The sequence below is a fragment of the Haematobacter genomosp. 1 genome (assembly GCF_002196855.1).
GTDB lineage: Bacteria > Pseudomonadota > Alphaproteobacteria > Rhodobacterales > Rhodobacteraceae > Haematobacter.
In genome coordinates this window covers 92,466-106,244 of sequence record NZ_NIPW01000010.1, presented here as the reverse complement: position 1 = coordinate 106,244, position 13,779 = coordinate 92,466, and the positions used below count along the sequence as shown (strand labels likewise).

13 protein-coding genes and 1 tRNA gene are annotated in these 13,779 nt (G+C 66.3%); 3 read left to right on the top strand and 11 right to left on the bottom strand.

The window, feature by feature from the left end:
- Positions 1-54 precede the first annotated feature (54 nt).
- The 7 genes from CDV49_RS06785 to CDV49_RS06755 form a co-directional block, all read right to left on the bottom strand.
- On the bottom strand, positions 55-915 hold the full coding sequence (locus CDV49_RS06785) for a hydroxymethylglutaryl-CoA lyase (RefSeq protein ID WP_088214804.1): 861 nt from the start codon (positions 913-915) through the stop codon (positions 55-57).
- Positions 908-1,564, bottom strand: a complete 657-nt coding sequence (locus CDV49_RS06780) for a glutathione S-transferase family protein (RefSeq protein WP_088214803.1) — start codon at positions 1,562-1,564, stop codon at positions 908-910. The genes CDV49_RS06785 and CDV49_RS06780 overlap by 8 nt, the downstream gene beginning before the upstream one ends.
- Complete coding sequence (locus tag CDV49_RS06775; protein ID WP_088214802.1) at positions 1,561-3,501, bottom strand: acetyl-CoA carboxylase biotin carboxylase subunit; 1,941 nt, start codon at positions 3,499-3,501, stop codon at positions 1,561-1,563. Before CDV49_RS06775 ends, CDV49_RS06780 begins: the two co-directional genes overlap by 4 nt.
- Positions 3,501-4,016, bottom strand: a complete 516-nt coding sequence (locus tag CDV49_RS06770; protein ID WP_088214801.1) for an O-acetyl-ADP-ribose deacetylase — start codon at positions 4,014-4,016, stop codon at positions 3,501-3,503. The genes CDV49_RS06775 and CDV49_RS06770 overlap by 1 nt, the downstream gene beginning before the upstream one ends.
- Positions 4,017-4,068: 52 nt before the next feature.
- Complete coding sequence (locus CDV49_RS06765; protein WP_088214800.1) at positions 4,069-4,566, bottom strand: thermonuclease family protein; 498 nt, start codon at positions 4,564-4,566, stop codon at positions 4,069-4,071.
- A gap of 114 nt (positions 4,567-4,680) precedes the next feature.
- A complete protein-coding gene (locus CDV49_RS06760; protein WP_088214799.1) occupies positions 4,681-6,285 on the bottom strand; it encodes a carboxyl transferase domain-containing protein in 1,605 nt (534 codons plus the stop codon).
- Positions 6,286-6,295: 10 nt separating this feature from the next.
- Complete coding sequence (locus CDV49_RS06755; RefSeq protein ID WP_088214798.1) at positions 6,296-7,459, bottom strand: isovaleryl-CoA dehydrogenase; 1,164 nt, start codon at positions 7,457-7,459, stop codon at positions 6,296-6,298.
- Between the two features lie 98 nt (positions 7,460-7,557).
- Here CDV49_RS06755 and CDV49_RS06750 point away from each other — a divergent pair, with 98 nt between their 5' ends.
- Positions 7,558-8,001, top strand: a complete 444-nt coding sequence (locus tag CDV49_RS06750; protein ID WP_088214797.1) for a CreA family protein — start codon at positions 7,558-7,560, stop codon at positions 7,999-8,001.
- Positions 8,002-8,070: 69 nt separating this feature from the next.
- Here the strand turns inward: CDV49_RS06750 and CDV49_RS06745 are convergent, their stop codons facing one another.
- Positions 8,071-8,262 (bottom strand): general stress protein, encoded by a 192-nt coding sequence (locus CDV49_RS06745; protein ID WP_035713935.1) that lies wholly within the window; start codon positions 8,260-8,262, stop codon positions 8,071-8,073.
- Positions 8,263-8,360: 98 nt separating this feature from the next.
- The gene (locus CDV49_RS06740; protein WP_088214796.1) at positions 8,361-9,029 is read right to left on the bottom strand and encodes an HAD-IA family hydrolase; all 669 of its coding nucleotides are present in this window, start codon (positions 9,027-9,029) and stop codon (positions 8,361-8,363) included.
- 105 nt (positions 9,030-9,134) lie between these two features.
- Between CDV49_RS06740 and glmU the strand changes: the two genes are divergently transcribed.
- Positions 9,135-10,484 carry a bifunctional UDP-N-acetylglucosamine diphosphorylase/glucosamine-1-phosphate N-acetyltransferase GlmU gene (glmU, locus tag CDV49_RS06735; protein ID WP_088214795.1) on the top strand — a complete coding sequence of 450 codons (1,350 nt, stop codon included), beginning with the start codon at positions 9,135-9,137 and terminating at the stop codon, positions 10,482-10,484.
- Between the two features lies 1 nt (position 10,485).
- Positions 10,486-12,303, top strand: a complete 1,818-nt coding sequence (gene glmS, locus CDV49_RS06730) for a glutamine--fructose-6-phosphate transaminase (isomerizing) (protein WP_088214794.1) — start codon at positions 10,486-10,488, stop codon at positions 12,301-12,303.
- A 509-nt stretch (positions 12,304-12,812) separates the two neighbouring features.
- Here glmS and CDV49_RS06725 read toward each other — a convergent pair.
- A tRNA-Arg gene (locus tag CDV49_RS06725) sits at positions 12,813-12,889 on the bottom strand.
- Between the two features lie 56 nt (positions 12,890-12,945).
- Positions 12,946-13,725: an exodeoxyribonuclease III gene (gene xth, locus CDV49_RS06720; RefSeq protein WP_088214793.1), complete on the bottom strand. Its 780-nt coding sequence runs from the start codon at positions 13,723-13,725 to the stop codon at positions 12,946-12,948.
- Positions 13,726-13,779: the final 54 nt, after the last annotated feature.

The window sequence follows — 13,779 nt, the reverse complement described above, 5'->3', positions numbered from 1 at the left end:
CGGGGGTCGCGGGGGGCGTCCCCCGCGCGCTGGACGCCGTTGGGCCGGGTGGGGTCAGGCGGCTTCGGGACTGCGAAGGTTCCGGGCCATCTGCGCCGCTTCGGCGATGACCGTGCGGTCAAGGCCGGTCCGCCAACCGCCCTCCTCCAGAAACGCCACGGCGGCTTCCGTCGCGACATTGCCCTTGGCCCCCGGCGCATAGGGGCAGCCGCCAAGACCGCCCACCGCCGCGTCGAAGACCCTCACGCCCAGTTCCAGCGATGCAGCGATATTGTCGAGCGCGCGTCCCGCCGTGTCGTGGTAATGACCCGCCAGCTGCTCCGCAGGCAGTTCCTGCAGCACGGCTTCCAGCATTGCGCGGATCGTCTCCGGCCTGCCCTGCCCTATCGTATCGCCAAGGCTCACCTCGTAGCAGCCCATGTCGCGGAGCGCCGCCGCGACACGAGCGACGTGGGCGGGCGGTGTCGGCCCGTCATAGGGGCAATCCGTCACGCAGGAGATGTAGCCGCGCACGGGAATGCCGTCGGCCTTGGCTGCCGCCGCGACCCCCTGCATGCGTTCGATACTCTCCGCTATCGTCGCGTTGATGTTCGCCTTCGAGAACCCCTCGGAGGCCGAGCCGAACACCGCGACCTCGTCCGCCCGCGCGTTCCTTGCCCCCTCATAACCCTTCAGATTGGGCGCAAGGGCCGCGTAACTGATGCCCGGCACCCGGCGGATGCCGGCCAGCACCGCCGCCCCGTCCGCCATCTGGGGCACCCATTTCGGGCTGACAAAGCTCGCCACCTCGATCCGGCGGTAACCGGCGGTGGAGAGCAGATCCACCAGCGCGATCTTTTCCGCCGCCGGGATCAGGCGCTTTTCATTCTGCAGCCCGTCGCGCGGGCCGACCTCGAAGATCTCGACGTCACGCATTCGGCGCCTCATAGAAATCGCGGGTGTAGATTTCGGCCTCGCCATCCTCTTCCAGCGCGCGGCGGAAGGCGGGGCGCGTCTCGAAGTGATGCAGCCAGCGGGAGGCGGAGGGAAAGGCATCGAAGCGCACGAAACGGCGCGCCATCATGACGCCGTAGCCCACCTGCACATCCACCGCGGAAAAGCCGGAGGGCAGCAGAAAATCTCGGCCTTCCAGACCCCGCTCCACCACCTCCACCGTCTTTTCGAGCCGCTTGGCCTCCAGCCGCATCACGGTGGGGGAGCGCATGTGATCTTCCCGGAGCACGATGTGCTGCTGCGTCAGGTTGGCAAGATGCTGGCCGATAGTTTCCGCGAAATGCAGCCATTCCAGCCAGTCCGCCCGTTCCACGTCCCCCGGGGCGCGCCCAAGATGCGGCGCGCGCGTCTCGCACAGATATTCGGTGATCGCGCCGGATTCGAACAGCCGCCGCCCGTCGATCTCCAGCGCCGGAACCCGCCCTGCCGGGGACAGGGCGAGATAATCGGGCGACCGCAGGGACTTGTCGAGCATGGAGTGTATAATGACCTCCGGCTGCTCCCCCATTTCCAGCAGGAGCCAGAGGATGCGGAACGAACGCGCCTGCGGAACGTGATGGAGCCGGATCATGCCTCCTCCTCCAGCAGGATGAGCGGCGCGCCGGCCTCCACCTGCGATCCCTCGCCGGCGAGCACTTCGGCCACGGTGCCGTCCCGCCCCGCGGCGAGGGTGTGCTCCATCTTCATCGCCTCCAGCACGGCGAGCCGCTGGCCTTTTGCCACCGTCGCCCCCGGCGTCACGAAAACGGCCTTCACCAACCCCGGCATCGGCGCCAGCACGGCATTGCCGCCTGCACCGCTCTCTGCGGCACGGGCAAGCTGATCAACGGGCCGCGCGATATGAGCGGCATGGGCAAAAAGCGCGACGCCCGCGGAGAGCGGCACGATCCGCACCTCCGCCTTCTCGCCGTCAACCCACCACTGCCCCTGCCGCAACGCGCACTCGTGGATGACCTCACCGATCTCCACCCGGAAATGATCGGGCGCGAGCGGCAGCACCACGGCGCTCTGCTCCTCCCCATCCAGCATGAGGGCAACGGTCTGGCGGAGCGGCGTCCAGAGCGTGAAGCCGGTGTGCGCATTCCCGCCCCCCGCAAGACCCGCCACGGCAAGCGCGGCCAGCGGCGCGACCGCAAGCGGTGCGGGCGGCGGGGCGGTGAGGTCCGCCAGATCCCGCGCGATGAGGCCGGTATCGACCTCCCCCGCCGCAAAGCCGGGATGGCGCGCCAGTGCCGCGAGAAACGCAAGGTTGGTGACGCTCCCCGCCACCTCCGTGCCCTCCACCGCCGCGGCGAGACGCGAAAGCGCAATCTCCCGGTTCGGGCCGTGGACGATGATCTTGGCGATCATCGGATCATACCACGGGCTGATCGCATCGCCCGGCCGCACACCGCTGTCGGCCCGCACACCGGCCGGGAAGGCAAGATGTTCAAGCCGCCCCGTCGCGGGCAGAAAGCCCGCGGGGACGTCCTCCGCGTAAAGCCGTGCCTCGAAGGCATGACCGTGAATGGCAAGGTCGCTCTGCCGCGCGGGCAGCGGCTCGCCCGCCGCCACGCGGATCTGCCACTCGACAAGGTCGATGCCGGTGATGGCCTCCGTCACCGGATGCTCCACCTGAAGGCGGGTGTTCATTTCCATGAACCAGAACCCGTCAGGGCGCAGCCCGCGAGACCCGTCCACGATGAACTCGATGGTGCCCGCACCGGCATAGCCGATGGCGCGCGCGGCTTTCACCGCCGCCTTGCCCATGGCGGCGCGCATCTCCGCCGTCATGCCGGGGGCCGGAGCTTCCTCGATCACCTTCTGGTGGCGACGCTGGAGCGAACAGTCCCGCTCGAACAGATGAACGGCATCTGTGCCGTCGCCGAACACCTGCACCTCGATGTGGCGGGGCTTTTCGACGTATTTCTCGATCAGGACGTCGGGATTGCCGAAAGCGGTGCGCGCCTCCCCCTGGGCGGAGGCCAGCGCATCGGCAAAGGCGTCGGGCGTCTCCACCAGCCGCATACCCTTGCCGCCGCCGCCCGCCACCGCCTTGATGAGCACGGGATAGCCCACTTCCGCCGCCGCCTCTGCCAACCGGGCCGCGTCCTGATCCGCGCCGAGATAACCCGGCACCACGGGCACGCCCGCCTCCTGCATCAGCCGTTTCGCGGCATCCTTCAGGCCCATCGCGCGGATGGCGCTGGCCGAGGGGCCGATGAACACCAGCCCTGCCGCGGTGACGTCATCGACGAACTCGGGGTTCTCCGACAGGAAGCCGTAGCCGGGGTGGATCGCCTCTGCGCCTGTCTGCCGCGCGGCAGCGATGATCCGGTCGCCGCGCAGATAGCTGTCAGCCGGCTTCGGGCCACCGATATGGACGGCCTCATCGGCCATGGCCACATGTTTCGCCCCGGTATCCGCATCGGAATAGACGGCCACCGTCGCGATCCCCATGCGGCGGGCGGTCTCCATGACGCGGCAGGCGATCTCGCCCCGGTTGGCAATCAGGATCTTGCGGAACATCATTCCCTCCCCAGCGCCGTGCAATGCAGGCGCGCCTGTTCCTCGGAGAAGCAGCAGAAGATCACGTCGAGCGACGCCTGCGCTTCCCGCACAGTGTTGACGGCGATCCCTGCGGCGGCCCCCGCGGGATAGCCGTAGATGCCGGTGGATATGGATGGAAAGGCGATGGAGGCGAGGCCAAGCTTCTCCGCCTCCTCCAACGCGCGACGGTAGCAGGAGGCGAGCAGTGCGGCCTCCCCCTCCGTCCCGCCCCTCCAGACCGGGCCTACCGCATGGATCACGTAGCGGGCGGGCAATCGGTAGCCCTTCGTAACCTTCACCTCCCCGGTTTCGGCCCCGCCGAGAGTCCGCGTCTCGGCCAGCAGCTCTGGCCCGGCGGCACGGTGGATCGCGCCATCCACGCCTCCGCCGCCCAGAAGCGAGCGGTTCGCGGCATTCACCACGGCATCGACACGGAGCGTGGTGATATCGGCCACGACAACCGACAGGCGGCCCTCCTGACAATGCGGCGTCATCCCGCCGCCCCCGCGCTCAGATCGGCGATCAGGCCCGCGCTCAGACCCGCGCTCAGATCAGGCCGCCGCACCAGCCCTGCCTGCGCCCGCCATCGTAGGCCCGCGCCAGCCCGCTTCCCACCATGATCGCGGCGAGGGGTCTGCCGTCCAGCAGAACCGTCGCCAGCGACCGCCCGTAGAGATCGCGGGAGCCGATCCGCACCTCGATATGCTCCGCCCCCCAGAGCTTCCAGCGGAGCAGCCATGTCGCGGCAACTGCCCTTGCGAATTCGGAGGGGCAGCCGGGGCTGAACAGCTCCGGCGTGTCGAAGCCGCGCAGCCGCGTGTTCACCAGACCGCGGGTCAGGCAGGCGAGCTTCAGCGTATCCCCATCCGTGACTGACCAGATGCGGCAGGTCTTGCCATTGCCCTCGTGGATGGGCTTGACCACCGCCATGCCCATATCCAGCCCGGCCGGTCCCAGTGTCGCCAGCAGGACAAGAAACAGCAGCCGCGACCGCAGCCGAAGAGCGCGGCGAAGCATCCGCGGTGGAGAAAGAAGCGTGAACATCGCCCCGCTTCTGACCGGTCGCACCGGCAAAGGCAACCCGCTCCGGCGAAATCCGCCGATGCTTTCGACTGCCTGTGGAATCCGCTGGTTGCGCGGGGTTTCTCATCCCATGCCTCACATGCGGAACACGCCGAAGCGCGTCTGGCCGACAGGCGCGTTCAGGCTCGCCGAGAGGCTGAGGGACAGCACATCGCGCGTCTTGCGCGGATCGATGATCCCGTCGTCCCACAGCCGGGCGGAGGCATAGAGCGGGTGGCTCTGCCGGTCGAACATCTCGATGGTGGGGCGCTTGAACGCGGTCTCCTCCTCCGCGCTCCAGCTCCCGCCGGTGCGTTCGATACCTTCGCGCTTCACCGTTGCCAACACACCCGCCGCCTGCTCGCCACCCATGACGGAAATGCGCGAGTTCGGCCATGTCCACAGGAACCGCGGCGAATAGGCCCGCCCTGCCATGCCGTAGTTCCCCGCCCCGAAGGAGCCGCCGACCAGCATGGTGATCTTCGGCACTTCCGTCGTGGCGACCGCGGTGACCAGCTTAGCCCCGTGGCGGGCGATGCCTTCGCTCTCGTACTTCCGCCCCACCATGAAGCCGGTGATGTTCTGAAGGAACACCAGCGGAATGCCGCGTTGCGAGCACAGCTCCACGAAATGCGCGCCCTTCACGGCGGATTCGGAGAACAGCACCCCGTTGTTGGCGATGATCCCCACCGGAATCCCGGTGACATGGGCAAATCCCGTCACCAGCGTCTCGCCGAACCGCGCCTTGAACTCGTCGAAGCGGGAGCCGTCCACCACGCGGGCAATGACCTCCCGGATGTCGTAGGGCGTCTTCAGATCGGCGGGCACGACGCCAAGGATCTCCTCCGGGTCATAGGCCGGTTCTTCGCTGGACTGCATCGTCACGGTAAACGGCTTCGTGCGGTTCAGCCCCGCCACGGCCTGCCGCGCCAGCGCCAGTGCGTGCGTGTCGTCCTCCGCCAGATAATCGGCAACACCCGACAGGCGCGTGTGCACGTCCCCGCCGCCCAGATCCTCGGCCGACACGACCTCCCCCGTCGCCGCCTTTACCAGCGGAGGGCCGGCGAGGAAGATCGTGCCTTGGTTCTTCACGATGATCGTCACGTCGGACATGGCCGGCACATAGGCCCCGCCTGCGGTGCATGACCCCATGACGACGGCTATCTGCGGGATGCCCTTCGCGCTCATCCGCGCCTGATTGTAGAAGATACGGCCGAAATGCTCCCGGTCCGGGAAGACCTCGTCCTGCTGGGGCAGGTTCGCGCCGCCCGAATCCACCAGATAGACGCAGGGAAGATGGTTCTCCTCCGCGATCTCCTGCGCACGGAGGTGCTTCTTCACCGACATGGGATAGTAGGTGCCGCCCTTCACCGTCGCATCATTGCAGACGATGAGCACCTCCTGCCCCGCCACGCGCCCGATCCCGGCAATCAGCCCGGCGCAGGGGGCGGCATTGTCATACATGCCATGCGCGGCGGTCGCGCCGATCTCCAGAAAGGGCGAGCCGGGGTCCAGCAGGTTCGCGACACGTTCCCGCGGGGCCATCTTGCCCCGAGACACGTGGCGGGCGCGGGCTTTTTCGCCGCCCCCCGCGGCGGCCAGGGCCGCAGCCTCTGCCGCCGTTTCCAGCAGGGACAGGTGGGCGGCCCGGTTGGCGCGGAAGCCTTCGGAAGCGGTCAGTGCCGCGGAGACGAGTTTCATGGCGCCCTCCTCAGGCCGTGACCGACATCAGTTCCCGCCCGATCAGCATACGGCGGATTTCGCTGGTGCCCGCCCCGATCTCCATGAGCTTCGCGTCACGGAACAGGCGGCTCACCACGCTGTCGTTCAGAAATCCCGCGCCGCCGAAGGCCTGCACCGCCTGATGCGCCTGCACCTGCGCCTGCTCGGAGGCGTAGAGCACGCAGGCGGCGGCGTCCTGCCGTGTCACCTCACCCCGGTCGCAGGCTTTCGCCACCTCATAGACATAGGCGCGGGCGGTGTTCATCGCGGTGTACATGTCGGCGATCTTGCCCTGCATGAGCTGGAAGCTCCCGATCTCCTGCCCGAACTGGCGGCGTTCGTGCATATAGGGCATCACCTCGTCCAGACAGGCGGCCATGATCCCCGTGCCGATACCCGACAGCACCACCCGTTCGTAGTCCAGACCCGACATCAGCACCCGGACGCCCTTGCCTTCCCCGCCCAGAACGTTCTCGAACGGCACCTCCACGTTCTCGAACACCAGTTCCGCGGTGTTGGAACCGCGCATCCCCAGCTTGTCGAAATGCCGGGAGGTGGAGAAGCCGATCATGGTCTTTTCGACGATGAAGGCCGTCATGCCGCGGGATCCGGCCTCCGGGTCGGTCTTGGCATAGACGACCAGCGTATCGGCATCCGGCCCGTTCGTGATCCAGTATTTCGTGCCGTTCAGCACGTAATAGCCGTTCCGCTTCTCGGCGCGCAGTTTCATCGACACCACGTCGGACCCGGCTCCCGCCTCCGACATGGCGAGCGCGCCGACATGATCACCGGAGACGAGCTTCGGCAGGTATCTGGCCCTTTGCTCTTCCGTGCCGTTCAGCTTGATCTGGTTCACGCAGAGATTGGAATGGGCGCCATAGGAAAGCGAGACACTGGCGGACGCCCGCGCGATCTCCTCCACTGCGATGACATGAGCGAGGTATCCCATCCCCGCCCCGCCATATTCCTCGGACACGGTGACGCCCAGCACGCCAAGGTCGCCCAGTTCTTTCCACAGCGGCGCGGGAAATTCGTTCGTGCGGTCGATCTCTGCCGCCATGGGCTTCAGCCGCTCCTGCGCCCAGCGATGGACCGCCTCGCGCAGCGTTTCGATATCGTCACCCAGATCGAAGCGCATCGACGCCATGAACATCCCGATTCCCTCCCCGGAATTGAACGTGTGTTCAATAAATATCGCTGGCCTCGCACCCGGTCAATCGCGCAAATGATCGGGCCGAAATGGAGACCCCCATGCGCCGTATCGTTATTGCCCTTTCGATGTTGTTCGCGGCCACCGCCGCCTTTGCGGAAGAGGTCGGCCGCATAGGGGTGGACTGGATGGGGAATGATGTGGTGGTGGAGGCGTTCGACGACCCGAAGGTGCAGGGCGTGACCTGCCATGTCGCCTACTTCAGCCGGTCAACGATCGACCGTCTGCGTCAGGGCAACTGGTTCGAGGATCCGTCGAACTCCGCCATCTCCTGCGGCAAAGTGGGGCCGGTGACGCTGGGAGACATCGAAAAGGGACCAAAGGGAGAGGAAGTCTTCAGCGAGCGGCGGTCGATCATCTTCAAATCGCTGAAGGTGCGCCGGATATATGATGAGGCGCATCGCACGCTGATCTATGTCTCGCATGGCGATCAGGTGGTGGAGGGGTCCGCCAAGATGGCGATCTCCACCGTACCGCTCGACTGAAATACCGCTGCAGCGCACATGAAAACGCCGGCCGGGTATGCCCGGCCGGCCTTTCTTGCAACCCTTGGATCAGCTTTTCCCGTGCGAGGATTCGCCGCCCTTCCGGCCCGCTTCTGACGCGCGTTCGCGATCATTGGCGAAGTTCCCGGGGTTGGACGACTTGGAGCCGCCTTGCTGACCACCCTTGTTGTGATCCATATCCTGCTTCATCTGGCCGCTCTTCTTGTCCTTGTCGGACGAGCCATGTTGATTGGTTGCCATTGTGAGTTCCTCCAACTCCTCGCCAGTCTGGCTGGCAGGATAACAACAGCGGGCGAGCGGCGATGTTCCTGATCGCCGAAGCGGTCGCGAAAAAGAGATCACAGCGGCAGAAGGCGCTCCAACAACTCCGGCAGTGCGGCATAGTCATCGAGCAGGGCATCCGGCTCCAGCCGGGCGATACCGGGGCCTTCGGGACCGAACGTGACCAGCACCACAGGCACGCCCGCCGCCCGCGCGGTGTTCCGGTCCGTCACCGTATCCCCGACAAGAAGCGAGCGGCCGACCTCCCCCCCCGCGCGGAGGACAGACTGCCGGTAAGGTTCCGGGTCGGGTTTGCGGCTGGCAAGCGTGTCGGCGCCGATCAGCGACTGGAACAGTTCCCGCACGCCGAGCCGGACAAGAAGCGTCTCCGCCAGCCCCTCGGGCTTGTTGGTGCAGATGCCCACCCTGTCCCCCCTCCGGCGGAGCGCCTCCACCGCCTCTACCGCACCGGGATAGAGGCGGGTGTGGCGGTCGATATCCTCACCATAGGCCTTGAGCAGCAGGGGGAAATCGGCATCCACATCCGCCTCGCTCCATTCCCGCCCCAGCCGCGAGAGGCCGAGCCGGAGCATGGCGCGCCCCCCTGCGAAAGCCGTTCCGGTATCCGCGACGGGATCAAGCGGCGACCCCTCCCCCCGTGCCTGGAAACAGGCGTTGGCGGCGGCGATCAGGTCGGCGGATGTGTCCGCCAGCGTTCCATCCAGATCGAAGATCACCGTCCGCATCCGCCGCTCCTTGAAACGTCCCGTAAATTCATGTGATGGCCCGCGCTCTTGCGGCAGGCGAGGCTCTCGGTAAAACGGGCGCGACAGGAAGGGAAGATCAGACGTATGGCGACGGCACTCATCGTTCTGGCAGCAGGTCAGGGAACGCGAATGAATTCGGACCTGCCCAAGGTTCTGCACGAAGTGGGGGGCGCGCCGCTTGTGGTCCATGCGCTGCTCTCCGCCGCTCCGCTGGAGCCGGAGCGCAGCGTGGTCGTGACGGGCCATGGCGGAGCTGCGGTTGCCAGAGTCGTGGCGGAGTTTGACGAGCATGTCCGCACTGTGGAGCAGGCCGAACAGCTCGGCACCGCCCATGCCGTGCTGCAGGCCGCGCCGATGCTGGAGGGCTTTGCCGGCAACGCCATCGTGCTCTACGGCGATACGCCCTTCATCCGCGCCGAGACGCTTGAGGAGATGCTCGCCGCACGGAAGCAGCACGATATCGTCGTGCTGGGCTTCGAGGCGGCGGATCCCGGACGCTATGGCCGTCTGGTGATGGAGGGCGACACGCTGCTCCGCATCGTTGAATACAAGGATGCGACGGAGAGCGAACGCCGGATCGGGCTGTGCAACAGCGGGGTGCTCTGTGCCGATGCGGCCACGCTGATGCGGCTCGTCTCCGAGGTCGGCAACGAAAATGCGGCGGGCGAATACTACCTGACCGATATCGTGGCGCTCGGCCGGGCGCAGGGGCTGTCCGCCACCGCCGTCACCTGTGCCGAAGTGGAGACGATGGGCGTGAACACCCGCGCCCAGCTCGCCACGGCGGAGGCCGCCTTTCAGGCCCGCGCCCGCGGGGAGGCGGCGGAGAACGGCGTGACGCTGCTCGATCCCGCCACAGTGCATTTCTCCTGGGACACCGCCATTGGCCGTGACACCGTGGTGGAGCCGAACGTGATCTTCGCGCCGGGCGTCACGGTGGAATCCGGCGCGCGCATCCGGGGCTTTTCGCATCTGGAGGGATGCCACGTCTCGGAAGGCGCGACGATCGGGCCTTTCGCCCGGCTGCGCCCCGGCGCGGAACTGGCCGAAGGGGTCCATGTCGGCAACTTCGTCGAGATAAAGAACGCCACCATCGCGCAGGGCGCCAAGGTCAACCATCTCACCTATATCGGCGATGCGAGCGTGGGTGAGGAGACGAACATCGGCGCGGGCACCATCACCTGCAACTACGACGGCGTGAACAAGCACCGGACGGAAATCGGTGCGCGGGTGTTCATCGGATCGGACACCATGCTGGTCGCCCCCGTGCGGATCGGCGACGATGCGATGACCGCGACCGGCTCGGTCATCACGGCGGATGTTCCGGCAGGCGCTCTCGGCGTCGCCCGCGCCAAGCAGGAGGTGAAGCCCGGCTTCGCCCTGCGGTTCTTTGAACGGCTCCGCGCAGCAAAGCGCGCCAAGGGAGGCAAGTGACATGTGTGGTATCGTCGGCGTTCTGGGCCATCATGAAGTCGCCCCCATGCTGGTGGAAGCGCTGCGGCGGCTCGAATACCGCGGCTATGACAGCGCGGGTATCGCCACGATCAACCACGGCCATCTTGACCGGCGGCGGGCGACGGGCAAGCTCGTCCATCTGTCGGACCTGCTGGTGCATGAGCCGCTGGCGGGCAAGTCCGGCATCGGTCACACCCGCTGGGCCACCCATGGCGCGCCCTCCGTCCGCAACGCGCATCCGCATGTCTCGGGCGGGGTCGCGGTCGTGCATAACGGCATCATCGAGAACTTTCGCGCGCTGAAGGCCGAACTGGAGGAACAGGGGTACAGCTTCGATTCCGACACGGATACGGAGATCGTGGCCGCCCTCACCCGCAGTTATATGGAGACCGGCATGGATGCCGACGCCGCCACCGCCGCAACGGTGGCGCGGCTGGAGGGCGCCTTTGCGCTGGGGTTCCTGTTCGACGGCGAGGAGGATCTGATGATCGTCGCGCGCAAGGGCTCGCCCCTCGCCATCGGGCATGGCGACGGCGAGATGTTCGTGGGGTCCGACGCCATCGCCCTCGCCCCCATGACCGACCGGATCACCTATCTGGAGGAAGGCGACCGGGCCGTGATCCGCCGCTCCGGTGCCGTCATCTATGATGCGGCGGGGCGGCGCGCGAACCGCAAGATGGAGACGATCCGCATGGATGCCGCGCGGATCGAAAAGGCCGGCTACAAGCACTTCATGGCCAAGGAGATCGCCGAACAGCCGGTGGTGCTGGGCGACGCGCTCTCCCACTACATCAATGCCGATGGGGAAATCGTGCTGCCCATCGAGATTGATTTCGCCAGCGCGGACCGGGTGGCGATGTCTGCCTGCGGCACCGCCTATATCGCCTGTCAGGTGGCGAAATACTGGTTCGAGCAACTCGCGGGCCTGCCGGTGGATACCGACTTCGCCTCGGAGTTCCGTTATCGCGAGCCGGTGCTGTCGCCCAGATCGCTGGCGTTCTTCGTCAGCCAGTCGGGGGAGACCGCCGATACGCTCGCCGCGCTCCGCCATGCGCAGGGTCAGGTCGCGCAGACGGTGGGTATCGTGAACGTCGCCACCTCCACCATCGCGCGGGAAGCGGATGGCGCGCTGCCGATCCTCGCCGGGGTCGAGATCGGCGTGGCCTCGACCAAGGCGTTCACCTGTCAGCTTCTGATCCTCGCGCTGCTCGCGCTGCGGGCGGGGGTGGATCGGGGCCGCATCTCCCCTGAGGAACTGCGCGGCCATATCGCGGCACTCCGCAGCCTGCCCGGCCTGCTCAACACCGCCATCGGCCAATCCGATCAGATCGAGCGCCTCGCCCGTCAGCTCTCCGAAGCCAAGGACGCGCTCTTCATCGGGCGTGGGCCCATGTTCCCCCTTGCTCTCGAAGGCGCGTTGAAACTAAAGGAGATCAGCTACATACATGCCGAAGGTTATGCAGCAGGCGAGTTGAAGCATGGGCCCATCGCCCTGATCGACGAAACCATGCCGGTGATCGTGATGGCCCCGCGAGACGCGCTTTTCGACAAGACCGTCTCCAACATGCAGGAAGTGATGGCGCGCAAGGGCAAGGTGTTGCTCATCTCCGACCATCAGGGCATTCACGAAGCAGGGCCCGGCGTCGCCGCTACGATACACATGCCCGAAGTGCCTGCGCCCTTCGCCCCGATCCTCTACGCAGTACCGGCGCAACTCATCGCCTACCACACCGCCGTCGCAAAGGGCACCGACGTCGATCAGCCCCGTAACCTGGCGAAATCCGTGACGGTGGAGTAGGCGGCCCTTTCGCGGTAGTTCTTGTCGGCGTAAAATATGTTCGGACACACGAATAAAGTTCAGACAATCCGCTGTGGTAACCTGTTCTCAAAGAGTGAGCCATATCACGGAGCAGTAGACTTGGACGAGACGAAGCTGGCCCGCTTGTTCGCACAAGGGGCCGCCCTCCGCCGCGACTGCAAACCGTGGTTGACCGTCCGGCGCGTGACTTCATCAGACTAGCCGAGATTGCAGCCGAGAAAGGCGTGACACTCGATTTCTCGGACGTGACACCCCACACCCTGCGCCATCACATGGGCTATGCAGGCTGGAGCCGACAAGTGGGATGTCGCGGGGTATTTCGGGGTCAGCCTGCAGACACTCGAATCGGTCCATGGTCACCACCATCCCGACCACCAAGGCAGCGCCGTTCGGGCCATGGAAAAGAAGGCTTCATGGGCTGGCCCACGAAACGAAGCCGGGGGCAAGGCCAAGCCTAATCCGAAACAGTAACGATCTCAGGAAGTTATTGGCGCACCCGACAGGATTCGAACCTGTGACCTCTGCCTTCGGAGGGCAGCACTCTATCCAGCTGAGCTACGGGTGCGCGTCTGGTGCGTCTCTTAACCGGCCTCCGGGGCGGGTGCAACGGGTTTTCTGCGGTCAGGCGTCAAGCTCGATCCAGATCGGGACATGGTCGGAGGGTTTCTCCCCTGCCCGGACCTGCTTGTCGATCCGGCAATCGGACAGCAGGTCGGCGGCCTGCGGAGTGAGCAGCAGGTGGTCTATGCGGATACCGTCATCGCGGCGCCAGGCACCCGCCTGATAGTCCCAGAAGGTATATTGGCCGGCGGATTGATTGCGCGCGCGGAACGCGTCGGTGTAGCCGAGCGCCAGCAGCTTGCGGAAGGCGGCGCGCGTCTCGGGCAGGAACAGCGCGTCCTTCACCCAGGCCTCGGGGCGCTTGGCGTCGCGCGGGTCGGGAATGACGTTGTAATCGCCAGCCAGCACCGCGGGATCCTCCAGCGTCAGCAGGTCGCGCGCGCGGGCCTCCAGCCGCTCCATCCAGGCGAGCTTGTAGTCGTATTTCGGCCCCGGCGCGGGATTGCCGTTGGGCAGGTAAAGCCCGCAGACCCGGACAGGCCGCGTCGCCGCCACCGTCGCCTCGATCCATCGGGCCTGCTCGTCGCTCTCGTCGCCCGGCAGGCCGCGGGTCACATCCTCGAGCGGATATTTCGACAGGATCGCCACCCCGTTGAAGCCCTTCTGGCCGTGGGTTTCCACGTTGTAGCCCATGTCCTCGATCGCTTCGCGCGGGAAACCCTCGTCCACGGTCTTGATCTCCTGCAGGACGACGACATCGGGACGCGCCTCGCCAAGCCAGGCGGTGAGCGCCTCGATCCGTGCGCGAACCCCGTTTATGTTGAAACTTGCGATCTTCATGCGGCACCTCCGACGCATCGTTGTATCCTTCTCGCCGCCGAAGGCCAAGAAGAT